At 35.0% G+C, this 21702-nt stretch carries 19 protein-coding genes; 6 read left to right on the top strand and 13 right to left on the bottom strand.

The window, feature by feature from the left end:
- The 5 genes from ACN0QX_RS10075 to ACN0QX_RS10055 all read left to right on the top strand — a co-directional run bounded on the left by ACN0QX_RS10075 (position 1) and on the right by ACN0QX_RS10055 (position 5591).
- Complete coding sequence (locus tag ACN0QX_RS10075) at positions 1-1533, top strand: phytoene desaturase family protein (RefSeq protein WP_417196772.1); 1533 nt, start codon at positions 1-3, stop codon at positions 1531-1533.
- A complete protein-coding gene (locus ACN0QX_RS10070) occupies positions 1533-3197 on the top strand; it encodes a C45 family autoproteolytic acyltransferase/hydolase (RefSeq protein ID WP_417196770.1) in 1665 nt (554 codons plus the stop codon). Before ACN0QX_RS10075 ends, ACN0QX_RS10070 begins: the two co-directional genes overlap by 1 nt.
- A 232-nt stretch (positions 3198-3429) precedes the next feature.
- On the top strand, positions 3430-4725 hold the full coding sequence (locus ACN0QX_RS10065; protein ID WP_417196768.1) for a phenylacetate--CoA ligase family protein: 1296 nt from the start codon (positions 3430-3432) through the stop codon (positions 4723-4725).
- Between the two features lie 15 nt (positions 4726-4740).
- Positions 4741-5160 carry a hypothetical protein gene (locus ACN0QX_RS10060; protein WP_248397181.1) on the top strand — a complete coding sequence of 140 codons (420 nt, stop codon included), beginning with the start codon at positions 4741-4743 and terminating at the stop codon, positions 5158-5160.
- Positions 5161-5183: 23 nt separating this feature from the next.
- Positions 5184-5591, top strand: coding sequence for a hypothetical protein (locus tag ACN0QX_RS10055; RefSeq protein WP_417196766.1), 408 nt, complete (start codon positions 5184-5186; stop codon positions 5589-5591).
- A 252-nt stretch (positions 5592-5843) separates the two neighbouring features.
- Here ACN0QX_RS10055 and lysM read toward each other — a convergent pair whose 3' ends face one another.
- Both lysM and ACN0QX_RS10045 read right to left on the bottom strand, forming a co-directional pair.
- Positions 5844-6347, bottom strand: coding sequence for a peptidoglycan-binding protein LysM (gene lysM / locus ACN0QX_RS10050; protein ID WP_248397177.1), 504 nt, complete (start codon positions 6345-6347; stop codon positions 5844-5846).
- A 167-nt stretch (positions 6348-6514) separates the two neighbouring features.
- Complete coding sequence (locus tag ACN0QX_RS10045; RefSeq protein WP_376858462.1) at positions 6515-7462, bottom strand: nicotinic acid mononucleotide adenyltransferase; 948 nt, start codon at positions 7460-7462, stop codon at positions 6515-6517.
- A 131-nt stretch (positions 7463-7593) separates the two neighbouring features.
- Here ACN0QX_RS10045 and ACN0QX_RS10040 point away from each other — a divergent pair, with 131 nt between their 5' ends.
- Positions 7594-8595 (top strand): NAD(P)H-dependent glycerol-3-phosphate dehydrogenase, encoded by a 1002-nt coding sequence (locus ACN0QX_RS10040; RefSeq protein ID WP_248397174.1) that lies wholly within the window; start codon positions 7594-7596, stop codon positions 8593-8595.
- Positions 8596-8762: 167 nt separating this feature from the next.
- Here ACN0QX_RS10040 and ACN0QX_RS10035 read toward each other — a convergent pair whose 3' ends face one another.
- From ACN0QX_RS10035 to ACN0QX_RS09985, 11 genes are all read right to left on the bottom strand, one after another.
- Positions 8763-9527, bottom strand: coding sequence for a CDP-alcohol phosphatidyltransferase family protein (locus ACN0QX_RS10035; RefSeq protein ID WP_417196763.1), 765 nt, complete (start codon positions 9525-9527; stop codon positions 8763-8765).
- A 190-nt stretch (positions 9528-9717) separates the two neighbouring features.
- Positions 9718-10437, bottom strand: a complete 720-nt coding sequence (locus tag ACN0QX_RS10030; RefSeq protein ID WP_417196761.1) for a 3-ketoacyl-ACP reductase — start codon at positions 10435-10437, stop codon at positions 9718-9720.
- 109 nt (positions 10438-10546) lie between these two features.
- Positions 10547-12532, bottom strand: coding sequence for a monovalent cation:proton antiporter family protein (locus tag ACN0QX_RS10025; RefSeq protein ID WP_066247370.1), 1986 nt, complete (start codon positions 12530-12532; stop codon positions 10547-10549).
- A gap of 242 nt (positions 12533-12774) precedes the next feature.
- Positions 12775-13170: a hypothetical protein gene (locus ACN0QX_RS10020; protein ID WP_066247367.1), complete on the bottom strand. Its 396-nt coding sequence runs from the start codon at positions 13168-13170 to the stop codon at positions 12775-12777.
- A 79-nt stretch (positions 13171-13249) separates the two neighbouring features.
- Positions 13250-13843: a TetR/AcrR family transcriptional regulator gene (locus ACN0QX_RS10015; protein ID WP_417196758.1), complete on the bottom strand. Its 594-nt coding sequence runs from the start codon at positions 13841-13843 to the stop codon at positions 13250-13252.
- Positions 13844-13861: 18 nt separating this feature from the next.
- Positions 13862-15280 (bottom strand): efflux transporter outer membrane subunit, encoded by a 1419-nt coding sequence (locus ACN0QX_RS10010; RefSeq protein ID WP_248397166.1) that lies wholly within the window; start codon positions 15278-15280, stop codon positions 13862-13864.
- 5 nt (positions 15281-15285) lie between these two features.
- A complete protein-coding gene (locus ACN0QX_RS10005; RefSeq protein ID WP_417196756.1) occupies positions 15286-18438 on the bottom strand; it encodes an efflux RND transporter permease subunit in 3153 nt (1050 codons plus the stop codon).
- An 8-nt stretch (positions 18439-18446) separates the two neighbouring features.
- Positions 18447-19565: an efflux RND transporter periplasmic adaptor subunit gene (locus tag ACN0QX_RS10000; protein WP_417196754.1), complete on the bottom strand. Its 1119-nt coding sequence runs from the start codon at positions 19563-19565 to the stop codon at positions 18447-18449.
- Between the two features lie 12 nt (positions 19566-19577).
- Positions 19578-20075 (bottom strand): GbsR/MarR family transcriptional regulator, encoded by a 498-nt coding sequence (locus tag ACN0QX_RS09995; RefSeq protein ID WP_248397160.1) that lies wholly within the window; start codon positions 20073-20075, stop codon positions 19578-19580.
- A 129-nt stretch (positions 20076-20204) separates the two neighbouring features.
- Positions 20205-21224, bottom strand: coding sequence for a phenylalanine--tRNA ligase subunit alpha (gene pheS, locus ACN0QX_RS09990; RefSeq protein ID WP_248397158.1), 1020 nt, complete (start codon positions 21222-21224; stop codon positions 20205-20207).
- Positions 21225-21259: 35 nt separating this feature from the next.
- Entirely contained in the window at positions 21260-21616 is a 357-nt protein-coding gene (locus ACN0QX_RS09985; protein ID WP_066247341.1) for a hypothetical protein, read from the bottom strand.
- Positions 21617-21702 lie beyond the last annotated feature (86 nt).

Genomic DNA, 21702 nt, shown 5'->3' with positions numbered 1-21702 from the left:
TTGAAACCAAAATCACATTATGACATTGTTATTATTGGCAGCGGATTAGGCGGCCTAGTGTCTGCCATTATAATGGCAAAAGAAGGTTATAATGTGTGTGTATTGGAAAAAAATCAGCAATTTGGTGGAAACTTACAAACCTTCTCCAGAAACAAATCTATTTTTGATACAGGTGTCCATTATATTGGGAGTTTGGGAAAAGGTGAAAACCTCTACCAGTATTTCAATTATTTGGGAATTATGGATGGCTTATCTCTCAAAAAAATGGATGAAGACGGTTTTGATATCATTAGTTTTGATGATGATGAAAACGCCTATCCATATGCACAAGGTTTTAACAATTTCAAAGCCCAATTAAAAACCTACTTCCCAGACGAATCAGAAGCTATAAATACCTATTGCGAACAAATTCAGGAAACCTGTAATGCCTTTCCTCTTTACAGATTAAAACCAGGAAGACCGTATGCTGATGGAGTTTTTAAACTACAAATTAAATCCTTTTTGGAATCCATAACCAATAATAAACGCTTACAAGCTGTTTTGGCCGGCTCCAATTTCTTGTATGCGGGCGATGGTTATAAAACGCCCTTTTATGTACATTCACTTTCCGTAAATTCTTATATTCAAAGTGCGTACCGTTGTATAAATGGTGGTAGTCAAATTACTAAATTGCTTATTAGACAACTAAAAAAGTATGGTGGTGAAGTTTATAAACATCATGAGGTTGAAAATTTAATCTGTGCAGATGGTTTAATTAAAGCAGCTGTTTGTACCAACGGAAACAAGATAGAAGGCAACACGTTTATTTCTAATATTGAGCCGAAAATCACTCTGAATTTAGTAGGGAAAGAACACTTTAGAAAATCATATACTAACCGAATTGAAGGTATTGAAAGTACCATTTCAACCTTCAGTTTATATATTGTTTTAAAACCAGATTGTTTTAAATATATCAACAAGAATTATTATCATTTTAAAACACAAGATGCCGTTTGGAATGCCCAACATTACACCCAAGAAACGTGGCCAGAAAGCTATATGTTATCTATGGGAATCAAAAAAGACAACAACATATATGGCGATAATATAACCATTATGACCTATATGCGTTATGAAGAAGTGGAACCTTGGGCTGACACCTTTAATACGGTTGCCCATAAAAATGAACGTGGCCAAACTTACGAAGCATTTAAAAAAGAAAAAGCGGAGATTATTATAGACGAATTAGAGAAAAAATTTCCAAATATTCGCAATTGTATTGCGGAATATTATACCTCATCACCACTTTCTTATCGTGATTATATTGCAACAAATCGTGGTTCTATGTATGGCTATACCAAGGATGTAAATAAATCCATGCAGTCTTTTATTTCACCAAAAACAAAAATAGACAATTTGTTATTTACAGGTCAAAGTTTAAATATGCATGGCATTTTAGGCGTTACCATTAGTGGTGTTGTTACCTGTTCCGAATTATTAGGTCAGGACTATTTGTTAGATAAAATTATTGCGGCAAATCAAACAGAAAATTAATGCTGAAAACCTATTGGAACATACTCGTATTTATTTTGCTTATCACTTCTTGTGGTGTAAAAAAGTCGCTACATGATATTCCAGATGTTTCCAATTACAACCAAACCATTCCCGAACGCAACCAGATTTCAGATTCTACATTTACCACAGAAAATGGTCTGCTAACTAAAAATAAATATGGGCAATGGGAATTATATGTTTCTGGCGATCCGTATCAAATTGGTTTGCAAACAGGCAGTTTAAGTCAAGAGTTAATGGCGAAACAAGAAACGGCCTTTTTAGGAAAAGTAGAAGAGCTCGTACCATCCAAAACCAAACAATATCTATTACGTAAAGTGTTAGCTTGGTACAACCGAAAAATGTATTTGCACGTTCCTGAAGAGTATAAAAGTGAAATATTAGGGGTTTCAAAATACGCAGGAGATAGTTATGATTATGTGGCTGATGATTATCTGCGATTACTCTATTTTCATAGTGCCCACGATATTGGTCACGCCTTACAGGATTTGGCACTTGTTGGCTGTTCATCTTTTGCCGCTTGGGGAGATAAAACCGAAGATAGCAGCTTAATTATTGGTAGAAATTTCGACTTTTATGCTGGAGACGATTTCGCAAAAAATAAAATCATTGCCTTCATAAAACCTACAAACGGTTATAATTTTATGTCCGTTACTTGGGCTGGCATGATGGGTGTGGTTTCAGGCATGAACGACCAAGGATTAACCGTGACAATTAATGCTGGAAAATCAGATATACCGTTAATTGCCAAAACACCAATTTCCATTTTAACACGCGAAATCTTACAATATGCCAGCACGATAGATGAAGCCATTGCTATTGCTAAAAAACGCCAAGTATTTGTTTCGGAATCTATATTTATAGGAAGTGCCAAGGATAATAATGCGGTTACCATTGAGGTGTCGCCAAATAATTTTGGCGTTTATAACGTTGAAAATTCCAATCAATTAATTTGTTCCAATCATTTTCAAAGTGACGCCTATGCAACTGATGAAAATAACTTGAAACAAATTGCTGAAAGTCACTCGCAATATCGTTTTGAACGTATGGAAGAGTTACTTTCAGAAACGCCCAAACTAACGGTTGAAAAAGCGGTTTCTATTTTAAGAAACACAGAAGGATTAAAAAATAAAGCCATAGGCTATGGAAACGAAAAAGCCTTAAACCAATTATTAGCCCATCATGGTGTGGTTTTTAAACCTGAACAAGGCTTGGTTTGGGTATCCGCTAATCCGTATCAACTAGGCGAATTTGTAGCTTATAATTTGCATACGATTTTCAAAAACGAACCATCAGAAACTGCAGCCAAATCATTTCATAATAGTGAATTATCTATTGAAGCCGATCCATTTCAATTCACGCAGGCGTATTTAGACTATGAAACATATCGGGTTTTAAGTCGGGAGATTTCCAAAGCTATTTCAACAGACAATCATGTAGAACAAAACGTTCTGGACGAACTAATTGCTGTGAACCCAAACTTTTGGGAGGCCTATTATTTAGTGGGAACCTATTACTATAAAAAGCACTATTATACAGCAGCTTTACAAGCTTTTGAGAAGGCGCAGACCAAAGAAATCACCACTGTTCCAGATCAAGAACAAATAGATTGGTACATTAAAAAGATTAAAAACAAACTGAAATAAAATAGAATCCTTACTTTTGGATACAATATAAAGTGTCATGGATATTCAAGTATAAAAAATAGATGTTTGGGATGAATTGCCGTTAGAGCAATAGTCTGAAATTAAACTTGGATTGCAACAAATAAAAGAAGGTAAAATAAAAGACTATGAAACAATTATGAAGAAACATAAATACTATGTTTAGAATTACTAAATTACCTCAAGTTGCAGACACAAACCTCCGAAAAATAATATGATTCCTAAAATAGAACAAGCTACTAAATCAGAAATTAAAATTTTTCAAGAAGAAAAGCTGGCTGAATTATTAGTGTATTTACAAGAAAAATCAAGCTATTATCAGCAGGTTTTTAAAAAGCATAACCTTGCTATTTCCTCTATAAAAACCTTGGAAGATTTAACAAAAATACCAACTACTTCCAAAGACCAATTGCAAGCGTATAATGATGAATTTTTATGTGTTCCTAAAAATCAAATTATTGATTATGTTACCACATCTGGAACTTTAGGCGATCCTGTAACCTTTGCTTTAACCGAAAAAGATTTAGAGCGTTTAGCCTATAATGAGGCCTTATCTTTTGCCTGTTCTGGTGTGACGGAAAATGATGTTATGCAACTCATGACTACCATGGACAGACGCTTTATGGCTGGATTGGCTTACTTTTTAGGAACTCGAAAATTAGGAGCTGGCATCATCAGAGTTGGTGCTGGAATCCCAGAATTGCAATGGGATTCTATTATAAAATTTAACCCAACCTATTTAATTGCCGTGCCGTCGTTTTTATTAAAACTGATTGAATATGCCAAACAGCATGATATTGATATCAACAAATCGGGCGTAAAAGGTGCCATTTGTATTGGTGAACCTTTGCGAAATTTAGATTTTTCACATAATGCATTATCAAAAAAAATAACAGATGAATGGGATATTCAACTGTATTCCACCTATGCTTCCACCGAAATGAATACGGCTTTTAACGAATGTGAAGCCCAACAAGGTGGACATCATCATCCGGAATTAATTATTGCTGAAATATTAGATGATGCTGAAAACCCGGTGTCTGCTGGACAAGTGGGCGAGCTAACCATTTCTACATTAGGCGTTGAAGGTATGCCCTTGTTACGTTTTAAAACGGGCGATATGGTTCAAGCACATCATGATGCCTGTACTTGTGGCAGAACAACCATGCGATTAGGCCCTGTGGTTGGACGTAAAAAGCAAATGATTAAGTATAAAGGCACCACCTTATATCCACCAGCAATGGATAATATTTTAAATGATTTTAATGCCATTCAGAGCTATGTTATTGAAATTTCCCACAACAACATTGGTACGGATGAAATCTGCATTAAAATAGCAACAGATACACCAACGGAGAAACTTCTCTTGAATATTAAAGATCACTTTAGAGCTAAATTACGTGTAGCGCCTAAAATTGAATTTCACGATAAGAAAATCATTCAAAAATTACAGTTTCCAGCCATGAGCAGAAAACCGGTTATGGTTATTGATAATCGTAAAAAGGACTAATTGTTGTATGACTTCATGAAAAATTTAACCATAAATTATACCAAAAAAAGGCTTTATATCCATTTGGTCCTGGGTGTTTTTTGGTTGACTTTAGGTGCTTTTATTATATGGGAGAATACGGAGTTTAGATGGTATAATTTAGGTTTTATTGCTGCTGGCTCATTATATTTAGCACAGTTTATTTGGGATATTTCTTATCAATATTTAAACATTACCGACACGTATATTAGAAAAAATAACCTTTTCGTTAAAAAGTTACTACTAAAAGATATCACTCAAATTGAAAAATTAGTTGGTGGTTATATGCTAAAATCCAAACAGAAAGAATTAACCATAAAATCGCATCTAATTGATAAAAATTCTTTGGTTAAATTGGAGTCTTTTTTAAACCATTTTGAAGTGGTTGGAACCGAATATTACGAGCTAAAACTATAGATATTTACACAGGAAATCTAGATATGTTGATCATTAAATTTAAATCAAAACGATTATACTTTAATTTAGCTTTAGGGTTGTTTTGGATTGTATCAGCTACGGTAAGCATTTGGGAATCGGACAAAATTTACTGGTTGAGTTATGTTACTATGCTTATAGGTGTTATTTATATTGGCATATCTCTATGGGAGTTTAATAATCAATATCTGACCTTAACTCCAAATATAATTAAAGAAAATTCCCTCTTTGGAAAAAAAATTCTACTCAAAGATATTATTGAAGTGAAAAAAGTATTTGGAGATTATATCCTAAAAACGGATCAGAAGGAACTTTCTATAAACATGAGTTTGGTTCATGACGATTCGAAAGCCGAATTAAATGCGTTTATTAACAGCATAAAAATACCAGAAGAAGAAACCGGTAAATCGTAAAGCCAACAAGTTTCTAACCACCACGACATTCGACATTCACTCGGAAAACCAATTAAAGAGGCCTATTTTTTAAAGGTATTAGGTTGCTTTAAAACAAAAAAGAGGCAGTCTGAAAAGTAAAATTCCACTCTAAATGTCATATTGAGCGAAGTGGAAATGTTTTGGTTTTCAAAACACTAAACTTCAACTGCGCTCAATTTGACAATGGGTAATTACTTTTCAGACCGCCTCTTTTATTCTATCCTATATTTTTTAAGCTTTATCCACTGCAGGAATACGCAATACTTGTCCTGGATAAATTTTATCAGGATCGGTTAGCATAGGTTTATTAGCGTCAAAAATCAATGGGTATTTCATGGCATTTCCATAAAATTTCTTGGCTATTTTCCCTAATGTATCTCCACTAACTACAGTATGAAATTGCGCTTCTGGCTCCTTGTGTTCAACCGTCATTTGGTCGTCCACAACAGCAATACCGTTAGAGTTTCCTACCACTAATATAATTTTTTCGCGTGTAGCTTGGTCATAAGCCATACCGCTAATAGTTGCTGTATCACCATCAATTTTTATTTTTAAGTTTTTAGCTTCCAGTTTTAAATCGGAAACCGTTTCTTCCATTCGGCTTGCGGCTGCCGATTCACGTTTTAGTTTGGCTGCCGCTGCATCTGCTTTTGCTTCGGCTGCTTCTTCAGCATCTGTTTTTCCGATACCAAATACTTTAGCGCCTGCATTTTTAATAAATGAAAATAATCCCATAATTGTTTACTTGTTTTTTAATGTTAATAGTTGATTTCTTGAAGTCATAATTTACAAAAATAATGCTTGTTACACTTGCTTATTTTGAGTTTTTTAACACAAAAAAGAACCGCCTTTTTGATTTCTCATCAGGCAGTTCCCTCAAAATTTTAGACTAATTAAATATTTTATATTTTCTCACGAATGGGTTCACGTGGATTATCTTGCTTTTCAGCTTTAAACTTTCGCTTTTTAAGCTGTTCCGTTTGTTTGCCTTCAGCATTTTTCAAAAACTGAATATACCCACGACCTGTAAATTCATAAACCGTTCCGGATGTTGGCTGATACAATTCTATTTTCGCATCATTTAAAACGCGAAGTTCAAAAAATTCATCCGCAAAATAATCATAATCTAATGTCAGGGTTTTTAAATATCTATTTCCAGATATGTTTCCAACATTATAAAGTCCGGTGTAATCCCAAAAAATATTATTCGGATTGTACACATTAACATCTTGCGAGCTTCTAAACTCCGAGTCATTTCCACCGGCTAAAAACTGCAAATAGTTTTCATAATCAAATTCGTTTGGTGCTCCTGTAGGACTGGTATATGTTTTTTCCCAAGCTTCATATTCCTGTAAGAAATAATGAATATTATCATAAAACACATAGTCATAATCAAAATTGCTACGTTGGTAACCATCTAAAAAGTAGGATGTATCGTTATTCGGGTTGTACAATTCAATAGTATTACTATCTATTTGGTACACATCAAAGGTTTGGTATCCATCAATAACGTGGTAGACATCCAAAATATTATTATAGGCATCATAGGTTCCTGTTTGAATACCAAATCCGTTTCCTTGATCGCCAAATCCTACCAAGTTATTATTAGCAAATAAATTGCCGTTTCTAAAAGATATGGTAAATGCTATTTGTAAAAATGGCGTTTCGTTATAACCAATAGTTTCATTAATATCCACATACCATAGCTCATAACGATTCAATAACTGATTTAAAGATATGGAAGGCGCTGGTCCTGGATTGTAATTATCCACAATAATTGGATCGGTATAGCATGACGTAAAAAGCGTTGCTGAAATTGCAAATGCGAAAAGTAGTTTTATAGTCCTCATAAGTCCATCATTTTAAAGTTATTATTACTAGGATTTCAAAACACGTGCCAAAATGAGAAAAGCATGGACTTTACATATCGATAAAGCGTAATATTTTATGTATTTTTGAAATACTAAAGACTATACAAATTATGAGTAAACCTTTAAAATACGCTGTTTTCGGTTCAGGAAGTTGGGCCACAGCTATTGTAAAAATGCTTTGTGAAAATTTAGATGAAGTAGGATGGTATATGCGCAGTGTTTACACCAAGGAGCATTTACTAAAAGAACAACATAACCCAAGTTATTTGAGTTCGGTTGAGTTTAAAGTGGACCAATTAAAATTAAGCAATGATATTAATGAAATGGCTGAATATGCCGATGTTTTAATCTTTGCCATTCCCTCTGCTTTTATGTATAGTGAATTAGAAAAACTAACAGCTAATGTTTCCCAGAAAACCATTGTTTCTGCAGTAAAAGGTATCATTCCAGAATCCGGTTTATTGGTTGGTGAACATTTTCATGATATTTACAAATTACCATTTGAAAACATAGCGGTTATTGCAGGACCGTGTCATGCCGAAGAAGTTGCTTTAGAGCGTTTATCATACCTTACCATTTCCTGTGCTGATCCAGAAAAAGCAACAGAAATTGCCAATGCATTAGCTAGCGATTATATAAAAACAAAAATTAGTGACGATATTATTGGTACGGAATATGCCGTCATGCTGAAAAATATTTATGCCATTGCAGCCGGAATTGCTCATGGTTTGGGTTATGGTGATAATTTCCAGAGTGTGTTAATGAGTAATGCCATTAGGGAAATGAAGCGTTTTATTAAAAAGATGCACAAGATGAAACGGAACATTAATAACTCGGCTTATTTGGGTGATTTACTAGTAACGGGGTATTCGGTATTTTCTAGAAATCGGATGTTTGGGAATATGATTGGAAAAGGTTACACAGTAAAATCGGCGCAAATGGAAATGAATATGGTGGCTGAAGGCTATTACGCCACAAAAAGTGCGCATTTACTCAACGAGAAAAATAAAAGGAAAACAAAAACACCTATTATAGATGCGGTTTATGCCGTTTTATATGAAGGAAAGGAACCAAAAGCGGTGTTCAAAAAATTAACGGAAAAACTAGATTAAAAGAAACCTCCTCAAACGCCGGCAAAGCGAATTACTATGGAAGCTTGCTTTCCATTAGGTAGCACTCTGGGTTTGAAAAGATGTAGGTAGCTTGTAAGGATAAATCCATTTCTGATTTATAAATCTGAATACTGAATTTTTACCCTATGAACTTGACAAGAAAGCACTTAATAGAAAAACTTCCGAATACCTATAAACACAAAAACCATAACAGTATAGCTTAAAAAGAAAGGCAGAATAAACGCTTTTAAGCCTAATACCAACATGATGGATATAACGAGTAATTGAAACCCTAATCCAAAGGTAGAAATACTCGTCATTAAAAAATTAGGCATGGTTTTACCTTGGTCTGCTTGACGATCTAATGCGTAAATAGTCTTATCAAAAACACCATAAAACAGTTTGTACAAGCCAAAAAGAATATCCACATGTTTCTGCTTTTCGCCGTGTAATGCAATAGGCGTTTCATATTCAAAAACGCGACTCGTGGTATCACCGTCAAATTTATTTCTTAAAATAACATAGTAGTAGTTATACAAGGTGCCTTGTAATTGCAAGCCTAAAAATGCCAATAGGCAGATCCAAATATTGGTAGTACTAACGAACCAAATGGCCACAAAGATTAAGGCGTTTAAAACAATATCGGCAACCGAATCTAAATAACGACCTGTATAGGAAGGTTTTTGTTTTACACGTGCCAATTCGCCATCCGCAGCATCTAGAATAGACTTGAAAATTAAAAAGAAGGCCGCCAACCAATAATATCCTTGGGTAATACAGTAAACCCCTATAAGCCCTGATATAATGAAACCAATAGTAACATGAACAGGCGTAAATGCGGTGTGTTGTAAAGCGTTTGCAATAACGCGTGCTAGTGGTCTTCCATAATCTGAAAGATCCAGAAATTTATGCGCTTTTGGTAATTTGGACATCTAATAACATAGAAAAAACTCTTCTGCGGAATATACCATTGAATACTGCAAAGATACCACTAAAACCTAAATGCGTACCAGTGCTTTTAAAAAAGGCTGTTGTTTCTAATTATTTTCTATTTGTGCTTGACATTATGTTTTATGCGTTCAGTGCTGGCGGCTGATTATATCTGCCGGATTTGTATATTACTTATGGATTTGTGGACCATAAAGCAGCACTTTTAAGCATGGCTCTTCTGGGTAGTTTTAAACCAGCAACAAGTAATTCTGCAAAATCTTCAGGCTGTAAAACACGTTCTTCAGAATCTTTGTTAGCAATTCCTAATCCAATAGACATATCGGACACGATCGTGCTTGGCGTAACGGTACAAACGCGAATGTTGTTTTTACGCACTTCTTTCATCAAGGATTCAGACATTCCAATAACGGCAAATTTGGATGCTGAATAGGCAGAAGTGCTAGCATTCCCACTCAATCCAGCCGTAGATGAAACATTAATAATATCACCTTCATTTTGATTTATTAAATACGGTAAAACTTCTTTCGTTACGTAATACATTCCCATGACGTTGGTTTGAATTATTTGCGTCCATTGGTCAACTTCCATGTCATTCAACGTTCCAAAGGCTGCAATACCAGCATTATTTACTAAAATATCCACCGAACCTAATTCATTGATAATAGTTTTAATCCCATTTTTAACAGATTCATAATCACTGATATCAAATACGGAATAAATAGCCTTTACGCCCAATGCCTCTAGTTCTAAAACGGTTTCTTTTAAAACAGCTTCATTTCTACCTGTTATGGCAATATCAATTCCTTCATTGGCAAATGCCAGAGCTGTTGCTTTTCCAAGTCCTCTTCCGCCACCCGTAATAATGGCTTTTTTATTTTTTAATTTTGTCATATTAGTTTTTAAAATTGGTGATGTATTTAAATATTACTAAAAATGTTATACGGTTAGTCACATGCAAATTAACGAGAACATTATAAATCAATGCTTCGCAGGAGCCCGTTTATTTAATCATTTTATGAAACTGCTCAATTTTACTCTGATTTCCTTGAATGTACAACACATCGCCTTGGATCATAATTTCATCTGGTTGAATGCTTTCTAGCATATTATTTTTGCGTTTGATACCCAAAACATTAATACCATATTTGGCTCTTAAATTCAATTCACTTAATGGTTTCCCGATAAATTTATTACTATCAGAACTCATCCGTAAACAGGTAATATTAAAATCGGCTAATTCCTTGTTCGGCCTATAGGTTTTTGGGCGTTTTAATTCGCCTTTAAATAGTTGGTAGTTATCAGCTCTAATATTTTCAACCAGATGCTCAATATCATCTTCTGGTACCAGGAAATTTTGAAGTACGTGGGTAAATATTTGCACGGATGTTTCAAACTCTTCCGGAATAACCTCATCGGCACCTAATGCGAATAATTCAGACGTTTGCTTAACATATCGCGTTCTAACCACCAGATACAATGAATCCGAATGGGACCGAATACTTTTAATAATGTTTTGGGTAGCCACATGATTTGAAATGGCTATTACGGCTACTCTAGCATAAGAAAGTCTGACCGTTTCCAGAATATGATCTTCCGTGGCATCTGCAAAAATAATAGGAACACCCTTTTGTTTTTCACGCTTTACTTTTTCGGCATCTATTTCAATAACCACATACGGAATATTGTTAGCTGCTGCGGCTTTTGCCAAGTTGCTACCATTAACACCATAACCAATAATAACCAAATGGTTTTCTAAATCCTGATTGTCCAATTCTTCGTAATCAATTTCCGGATCTGTCGTGCCATTCAATCCTAATTTTTTGCTGACACCTATAAGCTTGTCCGCAATTGTGCCCGAAAAAATAATAACAAACGGCGTTAAAATCATGGAGAGGATAGAAACGGATAGAAAATATTGATTCGTTTCCGTTGTTAACAACCCGTATTCAATGCCTACTTTGGAAAGTATAAAAGCAAATTCACCCACTTGAAAAAGCGATAAACCTGTTAATATTACCGTTTTAGCAGGGTATTTCAGAATGGCAACGGCGCCTGCTGTAATGGCTGATTTAAGAATCAAAACCGTCACTAATAACAGGAGAATAATAGGTATATTATTTAAGAAAAAGTTTAAATCCAATAGCATCCCCACGGACACGAAAAAGAAACTTGTAAAAAGCTCACGAAACGGTAAAATAATACTGGTAGCTTGATGGCTATATTCAGACTCTGAAACAATAAGACCTGCTAAAAAGGCTCCTAGTGCTAATGATAATCCGGCTTCCGATGTTAGGAATGCCACCGCAAAGCAAATGGTAATGGTCACTAACAAAAACAGTTCCTTACTATTGGTTTTTGCCACAGCATGCATTAACCTAGGAACAATATAGCGCGCACTGACATAGGTAATAACCACTACAATACCCGATTTTAACAAGAGCGATAAAATACTTACACCTATGTTGGAGGATTCTCCTGCTATCATTGGTGTAACAAGCATCATAGGCACGACAATAATATCCTGAAAAATTAAAATGGCCAAGGCATTTCTGGCATGAGGTGCTGATATTTCATGCCTATCTTGCAAGGTTTTTAAAACAATGGCTGTACTGGATAGAGAGAACAGGAAACCGACAAATACAGCTTCATTCCAAGAAAATCCTAATAGGTAATAAATAAGGGCTGATACGGCTACGGTAATTCCTACTTGGAAAAATCCGCCTATAAAAACCGTTTTTTTGATGGAGACTAATTGCTTGATGGAAAGTTCCATTCCTATAACAAACAGTAATAAAATAACGCCAATTTCAGAAAGTGTTTCTACTTGTTCAACGGCCTCAATAAGACTTAATCCATAGGGTCCAATAACGACTCCTGTTAACAGAAAACCAATTATAGAAGGAAGTTTGAGTTTTTGTAGACCAAAAACAATGGCTACCGAAAAAACTAAAAGAATTAAAATGTCCTGTAATAATGGTAAATGCATGAGCTTTACTTGGTTTTTTTGATGGTTATTTCAAGGTTTTAGTTATTCTCCTTGGTCACAAAACTGAATTTTCTATGGTCAAAGCTAATACAAAAAGGTAGTGAATCAATACGTTTTTTTTACCGGAAGTAAATATTTATTCACAGTACTTCACTTTATACCTTCTTAAGAATAACCCACAACATAAATACAGGGCTGTTTTTAAACGGCTATTGTTAATAAAAAAATTCTTATCCGAATTACTATTTTACCAAAACACCTTTAGCTTCCATTAATGGAATGGTTTGCAAGGCTTTTAAATTAATGGTATTTTTTCGGAAGAGATAGGTTTTATCAAACATGGTATTACCTTCAAAAAACGTGACTTGAAACTGATTGTTCAATGCAAATAAGTCTTCCTGCATGAGTTCAATTTTCGCATAGCTTTTGGCTGGAAGTTTATCCAGCTTTTTTCTGAATATTGACGTCGCTTTATCTTGAGAATAGCCACTGGTAACAATAATTACCATTTCCAAATCCACCGCCTTATCGTTTATAATATACGCGTTCCAATCTTGAGTTTTATAGATGTCGTTATATTCATTTACAATCGCCACATAAACACCATCTACTTTTGGAATTATAATATCTTTTTTCATAAGCTACGTATTCCCTTGTGGAACGATTAAATTAATGATGTTTGTATTACTAAACCTTTGTGTATGCAAAAATAAAAAACTATTCAAAAAAAGCGTTAGAATAACCAGAAACTGTAATGCCACGCAGATTATAAATAATCAGGTGGTTTAAAACGGTAGATAAACTGTAGGTTTTAAATAAATTATCGTCCTTAAAGGCCACATTATCTACGCGCAACATGTATAATTTGGCAACCAAAGCTACATCTACCCGTGGTTTAATTATTTGCTGTTGTTGGGCCTTTACTAATAGGGTGTATATAATGGTATTGACTAACCGATCTGAAAATGCTGTAAAAACCGCATCGGCTTTGGGATAGTATTTTTTAATACCAAATAAAAACGCGGGCTTGAAGTGTTTTAAATATTCAAACCCACGTTTATAAATGGTAATTATTTTTTCAATGGCATCTAAATCTTCACGCTCTTGAATAGCCTCAATCTCCTCCACGTAGTTATCTAATAAGTAGCTTAAACTTTCAGCTACCAAGGCTTCTTTACCATTAAAATACTGGTAAATTGTTTTTTTTGAAATGCCTAATTCCAAAGCCAGATCATCTAATGTAAACCGTTTGCTACCAAACTTGGTGAAGTTGGTAATGGAGCACAAAAGTATGTCTTGCTTATTTATCATAACATGGTGGTCCTTCCGTTATTTCCAACCACCACCTAGTGCTTTGTAAAATCTAACAACAGATAGCAATTGTTCTAACTTATTATCAATGGTATTCAATTCTGCTACCAACACACTTTGTCTAGCCGTTAATAAATCTAAATAGTTAGCATACCCATTATCTAATAAGGTTTCTGAATTAGATTCTGCACGACGCAAGGCTTCCACTTCATTTTCACGGAATTGGAACTTATCTTCTTCTGCCTTATAGCTATACAAGGCATCGGATACTTCTTGTCCTGCCACCAACAGAGTTTGCTTAAAGTTTAATAAGGCTTGCTCTTGTTGCGCTTGAGATACTTCGAATTGCGTTCTAACTTTACGCTGATTAAAAATAGGCTGTGCTAACCCACCTACTAAATTTGCGAAAAGTGAACTGGTATCAAACCAATTCTGAAACTCCAAACTTTGAAATCCACCCGATGCACTTAAGGTTAAGGACGGATAAAAGTTAGCTTTGGCAACATTAGTCATTTCAAAAGCTTGAATGAAATCATTTTCAGCGGCAATTACATCTGGCCTGTTGCGCAATAAAATGTAAGGCACACCAAGTTTCATTTCGGTTGTAATTTCCTGTTCGCTTAAGGTGCTTCGTTGGTACGTTTGCGGTTGTTTTGCCAACAAAATACTTAACGCATTTTCCGTTCTAAAAATTTGACGCTCAATCTCAATTTGAAGTACGCGCGCATTGTTGTATTGGGCCACGTTTTGGTCTACGGCCACCTGGGTTACTTGTCCAGCTTCTTTTAAAGACTCAATTGCCGTAACCGTTTTTCTACGAGTTTCAATGGTTTCTTTGGTAATTTCCAATTGCGCATCCAAAGCCACTAATGTATAATAGGTGGTAGCAATACTTTCAATAAGTTTGGTTTTTACAGCTTGATGTGCTGCAATACTTTTTAAATATCCAGCATGAAAGGCCCGTTTATTACTCCGGATTTTTCCCCAAATATCGGCTTCCCAAGATAAGTTAGCTACGGCTTCATACTGATCAATAGAACCATTTGTAAATGCCCCAAACTGACTATTATCAGACAATTTCTGATGTGCCACCGATGCGCCAGCACTTAAGGTTGGCAAGTAACCCGCGTTTCCTTGTTTCATGTAAGCTTCACCAGCAATAATTTGTTGAATAGCAATACGAATATCAATATTATTCTGTAAACCTTCTTCAATATATTGCGTTAAAAACGGGTCTGTAAACACCGCTTTCCAAGATACATCTGCCATGGACATACTATCTGTTGGCAGTTCATCTGTACGAAATAAATTTTCCGTTTCATCTTCTAAATCAGGACGTTCGTAATCTTTAGAAACCAAACAGCTTTGCATAGTTACGGCCACCACAGCTATAACCGCAACCCTAGAAATCCATCTTTTATTTATACTTCTTTTCATCCTTTTTATTCTTTTATTTCTTCATTAACAACAACTGGAGCACCCGTAATTTTTTCTTGTAACCATTGGAATATGACAAACAATACCGGTATTACAAAGACCCCAACTACAGTACCTACTAACAAGCCTCCAACAGCACCTGTACCAATAGAATTATTCCCTACTGCACCTACACCTTTGGCTAACATCAATGGTGTAATACCTAAAATAAATGCAAAGGATGTCATTAAAATTGGACGCAATCGGACTTTAGCACCATCAATAGCAGCATCTACAATGGACAAGCCATGTTGTCGGCGTTGAACAGCAAACTCCACAATTAAAATGGCGTTTTTAGCTAGTAAACCCAATAACATAATTAGGGCAATCTGGAAGTAAATATTATTTTCCAACCCAGCTAAATAGGTTGTTAAATACGCTCCAGCTACACCAATTGGTAACGAGAAAATAATAACTAATGGTAATAAATAACTTTCATATTGTGCAGCTAACAAGAAGAACACAAACAAAATACTAATCATAAAAATGACTGTAGACTGTCCTGAAGACGCAATCTCTTCACGTGTAATACCTGAATAAGCTATTTGATATCCTTCTGGTAAATTATTTTCAGCTAATTCGTTAATGGCATTAATGGCATCACCTGAACTATAACCTGGTGTTGCGGCACCATTTACTGTAACCGCGTTAAATAAGTTAAAACGATTAACCGTTTGCGGACCATAGACCCGTTTAAATGATACATATTGTGAAATTGGTGTCATTTCGCCTGTTGGCGTTTTAACCATCATACTATTTAAACTAGTTTCGTCAACACGGTCTTCCGGTAAAGCTTGTATAAATACACGGAATTGTTTTCCAAACTTACTGAAATCGGCCACATAATTACCACCAATATAACCTTGAAGCGCTGATAAAATAGCACTAGTTGAAATCCCGGCTTCTTTAGCACGTTCCGCATTAATATCTAATTGTAATTGCGGGAAATTGGTACTAAATGAATTTGATGCAAAGGCAATTTCAGGTTTCTGATTTAATAGCTGCACAAAATCGTTAGCTGTATCATCAAGTTCTGTTAATGGTCTTGCATTTCTATCTAATAAGCGCATTTCAAAACCATCTGCACTACCAAAACCAGGTACACTAGGTGGTGTAAAAAAGATAATATTAGCATCTGGAATCATAGCGGCTTTTTGAAACAACTGACCAATAATGGCATTAACAGTCGTGGCATCGGTATCACGATCATCCCATGATTCTAAAATAATAAAGCCCATGGCATTTGAACTACCTGCACCAGAGAAAAAGTTTTGACCACTAATAAACGATGCACCTTTAATACCATCAACGCCTTTAATAGCTTCCTCTAATTGTTTATTTACCTCAAACGTACGGTCTAAAGATGATCCAGGAGGTAATTCCGCATTCATAAATATTATACCTCTATCTTCAGCAGGAACAAATCCTGTTGGGATTACTTTATCTGCTGCAATAATTCCAAAAATACTTAAACCTAAAATGATGATGGTAATCCATTTATGTCTGATTAAAAACCCTACAGATTTGGCGTATTTTGCCGTTGTTGCATTAAACCCTGCGTTAAAAGCATCGTAAAAACGTTGCATCAACGAGCGTTTTTTCTTTTTATGTTCATCCTCCTTTTTATGAGGCTTTAAGAAAATAGCACATAAAGCAGGTGTTAATGTTAAAGCATTTACGGCCGAAATAAATATGGCAATCATTAATGTAACACCAAACTGCTCATAAAATACACCAGATGGTCCTTGAATAAATGTAATAGGTATAAAAACCGCCATCATGACTAGCGTAATAGAAATAATAGCACCAGTAATTTCACTCATGGCCGAAATAGATGCTTCCTTGGCATTGGTATAGCCATCTTCTAATTTGGCATGAACGGCTTCTACAACCACAATAGCATCATCCACCACAATACCAATGGCTAGAATTAATGCAAATAGCGTTAATAGATTTATAGAATACCCCAACATATTCAGGAAAAAGAAGGTACCAATAATGGAAACTGGAACGGCGATGGCGGGAATTAATGTCGATTTAAAATCCTGTAAGAATATAAATACCACTAGGAACACTAATAGAAAGGCTTCCAATAAGGTATTTACTACTTTATCCACAGATGCCGTTAGGAACTTATTGGTATCATAGTTAATAATATAATCCATACCTTCTGGAAAGTCTTTTTTCAGCTCGTCCAATTTAACATAGATATTCTCAATAATTTCTTGGGCGTTAGAGCCAGGCGTTTGATAAACCCCAAAGTTAACAGCCGCATTTCCATTTGTTTTAGATATTGATGAGTACGAAAAAGCATCTAGCTCCACCTTTGCTACATCTTTTACCCGTAAAAACTGACCATTTCCTAAAGCCTTAATTACGATATCCTCGTATTCATTAGCTTCCTTATATCGCCCTTTATATTTTACAACATACTCAAAAGATTCTCCACTATTTTGTCCAAAAGAACCAGCAGCAGCTTCTAAACTTTGCTCGTTAATTGCTTGTGTTACTTCCCGTGGCTCAATTTTATAAGCAGCCATTTTAACGGGATCTAACCAAATACGCATGGAATAATCTTTAGCTCCAAAAACATTTAAAGCGCCAACACCATTAATACGCTGTATCTCTGGTTTAATATTAATGTTAACATAGTTTTGAATATAGGTGTCATTATATTCTGGATTGGTAGAATAAACCGCGGCAAATAATAAAGCTGAGTTTTGCTGCTTTTGCGTAATAACGCCCGCACGAATAACTTCCGCTGGTAATAAAGCATTTGCTCGCGCTACTCTGTTTTGTACGTTAACTGCGGCAATATCGGCATCGTAACCTTGCTCAAAAAACACTTGAATTGAAGCGCTACCCGAGTTACTAGCTGTAGAGGTAATATATGTCATGCCTTCTACACCATTAATTTGCTCTTCAATAGGAACAATTACACTTTCTAGAATTGTTTCAGCATTCGCTCCTGGATAAGAAGCATTTACTTGAACCGTTGGTGGTGCTATATCTGGGTATTGGGTGACTGGTAATTGAAGTAGTCCTAAAATACCGAGAATAACTATTATAATGGAAATTACCGTTGATAAAACGGGTCTTTCAATGAATGTCTTTAACATAATTAGTCTTATTTAAATACCGTATCAAAGGAGTTAATAATACTATCTAATGATTTCTTAATGGGTGTAATTTTAATACCAGGACTTACTTTATTGAGTCCTTTTGCTAAAATAGTTTCACCTACTTCTAGCCCGCCACTAACTATATACATGCGGTTTGTAGACCTTAAAACAGCAATGGGTTTATCTACTAGTGAATCGCCAATAACTTTATATACAAAATTCTTTCCTTGTCTTTCAAAAGTAGATTCTGATGGCACCACTAAAACATTTTCATACGTTCTAGGAATTAAAATAGTTCCACTACTACCGTTACGGAGTAAACCTGCTTTATTATCAAATTTGGCCCGAAATGTTATCGTTCCAGTTTGAACATTAATGTCTCCTGCAATGGTTTCAATTTTCCCGGAATGCTCATATATTTGGCCGTTAGCTAAACGCAATTTAACTTCTGGGAAAAGCTTGATTTTTTCTTCCCCTGTTTCACCTTCTGCCTCTTCCATGAACGTAATAAACTCTTTTTCGTTTAAAGAAAAATAGGCATATACATCATCAATTGCGGATACATTTGTTAGTGGCATGGGATCTTGAGCACTTACCAACGCACCTTTTCTAAAGTTTATAGAACCTACAACACCATCAACCGGACTTTGCACATTAGCATAATTAATATTTGCACCAATACTATTATAAGCACTTTGCGCTTGTAACAATTTAGCATTAGCGGTTTCCAATTGAACACTACTAATAATGTTTTTTTCCACTAAAGGCTTAAGTTTATTAACTTCAACTTGAGCCGCATTCACATTCGCTTTTGCAGCTTGAGCGTCCTGACTTAAAGTTTGTGTTTCCAGTTTAAAAATTACTTGACCTTGCTTTACGGCTTGCCCTTCTGTAACTAGCACTTCTTTAATATATCCTGAAATTTTTGGTCGCACCTCACTATTTACTTCACCTTCAATACTAGCAGGGAAGTCTTGGTGCGTAATAACCGTTTGTTTAGAAACCTCAACAACAGGATATGGCATTGCTGGTCGTGGCTTTTGTTGTTCTTCTTTATTTCCACAGCTAAAAAGCGCAAAAACTAATACACTAGGAATCAAAATATTAAATGTGTTTTTTTTCATTTTTGGTTATGTTTAAGATTTCATAGCAACTACTTTGGATTTCAATTCCAACATAGATGTCATAGCTAGATTTAGATAGTTTATATAATTTTCGTGATATGTTAAATCGAATTTCAACTCGGAAGTCGTGCTTTCCAAATTATTAATTTGTGTTTTATAATCAGCAACTTCTTCATGTAGTTCTTTCTCCAATTCCCATTTTGATACCATGTCGTTAACATGTTGTACTAAGGTATCTGCATTAATAATAAAATACTTTTTACGATCTCCCATTTTTGTGAAATACGAGATTTTATTTAAGTCTTGAAGGTGATTTAAATGCGTTGAAATAGTACTCTTGCTAGCACAAAGATTGGATACCAAATCCTCAAAAGTGGCGCCTACCTTTCCTGTAAGTATTATAAAAGCTAAAATACGCGCAGCAACAGGTGCTAGCTGCTCACTATGTTCAAAGTTAACGCCTAGTTTTTCAACTAACTGGTTTTTCTTAACGATTAATTCTTTCTCCATTTTAATATAATAAGAATGCAAAATTACGGTTAGTTCGGAAATAACCGAACTAACCGAAGTTAAAAAATTGTTAAATAAAAAAAACCGATGATTTCATCGGCTTTTGAACAGTATATTTTGAAGATTAATTTATAAAGCAGATTTAAATTGCTCTAAAAAACGCACATCGTTTTCACTTAACAAACGGATATCGCCAATTTGGTGTAATAGCATAGCAATACGATCGATTCCCATACCAAATGCAAAACCGGAATACTCTTTAGAGTCTATACCACAGTTTTCCAATACATTAGGATCCACCATACCACATCCCATAATTTCCAACCAGCCCGTTCCTTTAGTAATACGGTAATCGGTTTCGGTTTCCAATCCCCAATACACATCTACTTCAGCACTCGGTTCTGTAAACGGAAAGTAGGATGGACGTAAACGAATTTTACTTTTTCCAAACATTTCAGTTGTAAAATATTGAAGGGTTTGTTTTAAATCGGAGAAACTCACGTCTTTATCAATATATAAACCTTCAACTTGGTGGAAAAAACAATGCGATCGCGATGAAATTGCTTCATTTCTATACACACGACCTGGAGAAATTGTCCGAATAGGTGGTTTATTGTTTTCCATATAACGCACCTGTACCGAACTGGTATGTGTACGTAATAAAATGTCTGGATCTGTTTGTATAAAAAAGGTATCCTGCATATCTCGTGCTGGATGGTATTCTGGCAAATTTAACGCGGTAAAGTTATGCCAATCATCTTCAATTTCTGGACCCTCACTAACATTAAAACCAATGCGTGAAAAAATATCAATAATCTGATTTTTTACTAATGAAATAGGGTGTCTTGCACCAATTTCAATTGGATCGCCTGGACGAGATAAGTCATCAAACGAACCGGCCGACTCCTCATTGTTTTCCAGATCCTCCTTAAGTGCTGCTACTTTATCTTCTGCTGTTTTTTTAAGCGCATTAATAACCTGACCAAACTCCTTTTTCTGATCGTTAGCTACGTTTTTAAACTCCTTAAAATAATCATTAAGCACGCCTTTTTTTCCTAAAAATTTAATTCGAAATGCTTCGACTTCCTCTTTAGATTTTGCTTGAAATGCTTCCGCTTCGGCAATTAATTCTTTTATCTTATCTATCATGATTTCATTGAAAATGAGTGCAAATTTAATAATTCTTATTTTATATACTCCACTTCAATAAAATAACTTACAATAGCTTCTTTCATCAGTACACTTTGTTCACCTGCTTTTAAGGCTGGCAATTGTTCTTTCACCTTATAATGTGGCCATTTGTCATCATCATAATAATCAAATTCATAATAACCATAAGGTTCCAAAAGGCGACAAATAGCAATATGCATCAAATCTAATTTATGATCTTTTTTAAATTTTCTATCCAACTGACCTAGCTCTTGCACACCAATTAAATAAATTATAGCATCTAAATCCAGTTTATCACCATCAGCAAATTGTGCAGACAATTTTTGCACTACTTGTTCCCATCGTTCTTTTAATTGTTCGTCTCTAGACATGTTTTAAATTGAAGTTGAAAATGAATTTGAAGTCGAACTTCAATTTCATATTCAGTTTTATTTTGGCAAAGTTAACTTATATTTGA

Origin of the sequence: Bizionia sp. (assembly GCF_048259285.1) — a bacterium.
GTDB classification, from domain to species: domain Bacteria; phylum Bacteroidota; class Bacteroidia; order Flavobacteriales; family Flavobacteriaceae; genus Algorimicrobium; species Algorimicrobium hallyeonense.
This window is presented reverse-complemented; position numbering and strand designations above follow the sequence as displayed.

What these genes read in the sequence shown, in the direction of transcription:
- ACN0QX_RS10070 (WP_417196770.1), top strand. Translation starts at nt 1,533, where the DNA reads ATGCTGAAAACCTATTGGAACATACTCGTATTTATTTTGCTTATCACT.
- ACN0QX_RS10065 (WP_417196768.1), top strand. Translation starts at nt 3,430, where the DNA reads ATGATTCCTAAAATAGAACAAGCTACTAAATCAGAAATTAAAATTTTT.
- ACN0QX_RS10060 (WP_248397181.1), top strand. Translation starts at nt 4,741, where the DNA reads ATGAAAAATTTAACCATAAATTATACCAAAAAAAGGCTTTATATCCAT.
- ACN0QX_RS10055 (WP_417196766.1), top strand. Translation starts at nt 5,184, where the DNA reads ATGTTGATCATTAAATTTAAATCAAAACGATTATACTTTAATTTAGCT.
- lysM (WP_248397177.1), bottom strand. Translation starts at nt 6,347, where the DNA reads ATGGGATTATTTTCATTTATTAAAAATGCAGGCGCTAAAGTATTTGGT.
- ACN0QX_RS10045 (WP_376858462.1), bottom strand. Translation starts at nt 7,462, where the DNA reads ATGAGGACTATAAAACTACTTTTCGCATTTGCAATTTCAGCAACGCTT.
- ACN0QX_RS10040 (WP_248397174.1), top strand. Translation starts at nt 7,594, where the DNA reads ATGAGTAAACCTTTAAAATACGCTGTTTTCGGTTCAGGAAGTTGGGCC.
- ACN0QX_RS10035 (WP_417196763.1), bottom strand. Translation starts at nt 9,527, where the DNA reads ATGTCCAAATTACCAAAAGCGCATAAATTTCTGGATCTTTCAGATTAT.
- ACN0QX_RS10030 (WP_417196761.1), bottom strand. Translation starts at nt 10,437, where the DNA reads ATGACAAAATTAAAAAATAAAAAAGCCATTATTACGGGTGGCGGAAGA.
- ACN0QX_RS10025 (WP_066247370.1), bottom strand. Translation starts at nt 12,532, where the DNA reads ATGCATTTACCATTATTACAGGACATTTTAATTCTTTTAGTTTTTTCG.
- ACN0QX_RS10020 (WP_066247367.1), bottom strand. Translation starts at nt 13,170, where the DNA reads ATGAAAAAAGATATTATAATTCCAAAAGTAGATGGTGTTTATGTGGCG.
- ACN0QX_RS10015 (WP_417196758.1), bottom strand. Translation starts at nt 13,843, where the DNA reads ATGATAAATAAGCAAGACATACTTTTGTGCTCCATTACCAACTTCACC.
- ACN0QX_RS10010 (WP_248397166.1), bottom strand. Translation starts at nt 15,280, where the DNA reads ATGAAAAGAAGTATAAATAAAAGATGGATTTCTAGGGTTGCGGTTATA.
- ACN0QX_RS10005 (WP_417196756.1), bottom strand. Translation starts at nt 18,438, where the DNA reads ATGTTAAAGACATTCATTGAAAGACCCGTTTTATCAACGGTAATTTCC.
- ACN0QX_RS10000 (WP_417196754.1), bottom strand. Translation starts at nt 19,565, where the DNA reads ATGAAAAAAAACACATTTAATATTTTGATTCCTAGTGTATTAGTTTTT.
- ACN0QX_RS09995 (WP_248397160.1), bottom strand. Translation starts at nt 20,075, where the DNA reads ATGGAGAAAGAATTAATCGTTAAGAAAAACCAGTTAGTTGAAAAACTA.
- pheS (WP_248397158.1), bottom strand. Translation starts at nt 21,224, where the DNA reads ATGATAGATAAGATAAAAGAATTAATTGCCGAAGCGGAAGCATTTCAA.
- ACN0QX_RS09985 (WP_066247341.1), bottom strand. Translation starts at nt 21,616, where the DNA reads ATGTCTAGAGACGAACAATTAAAAGAACGATGGGAACAAGTAGTGCAA.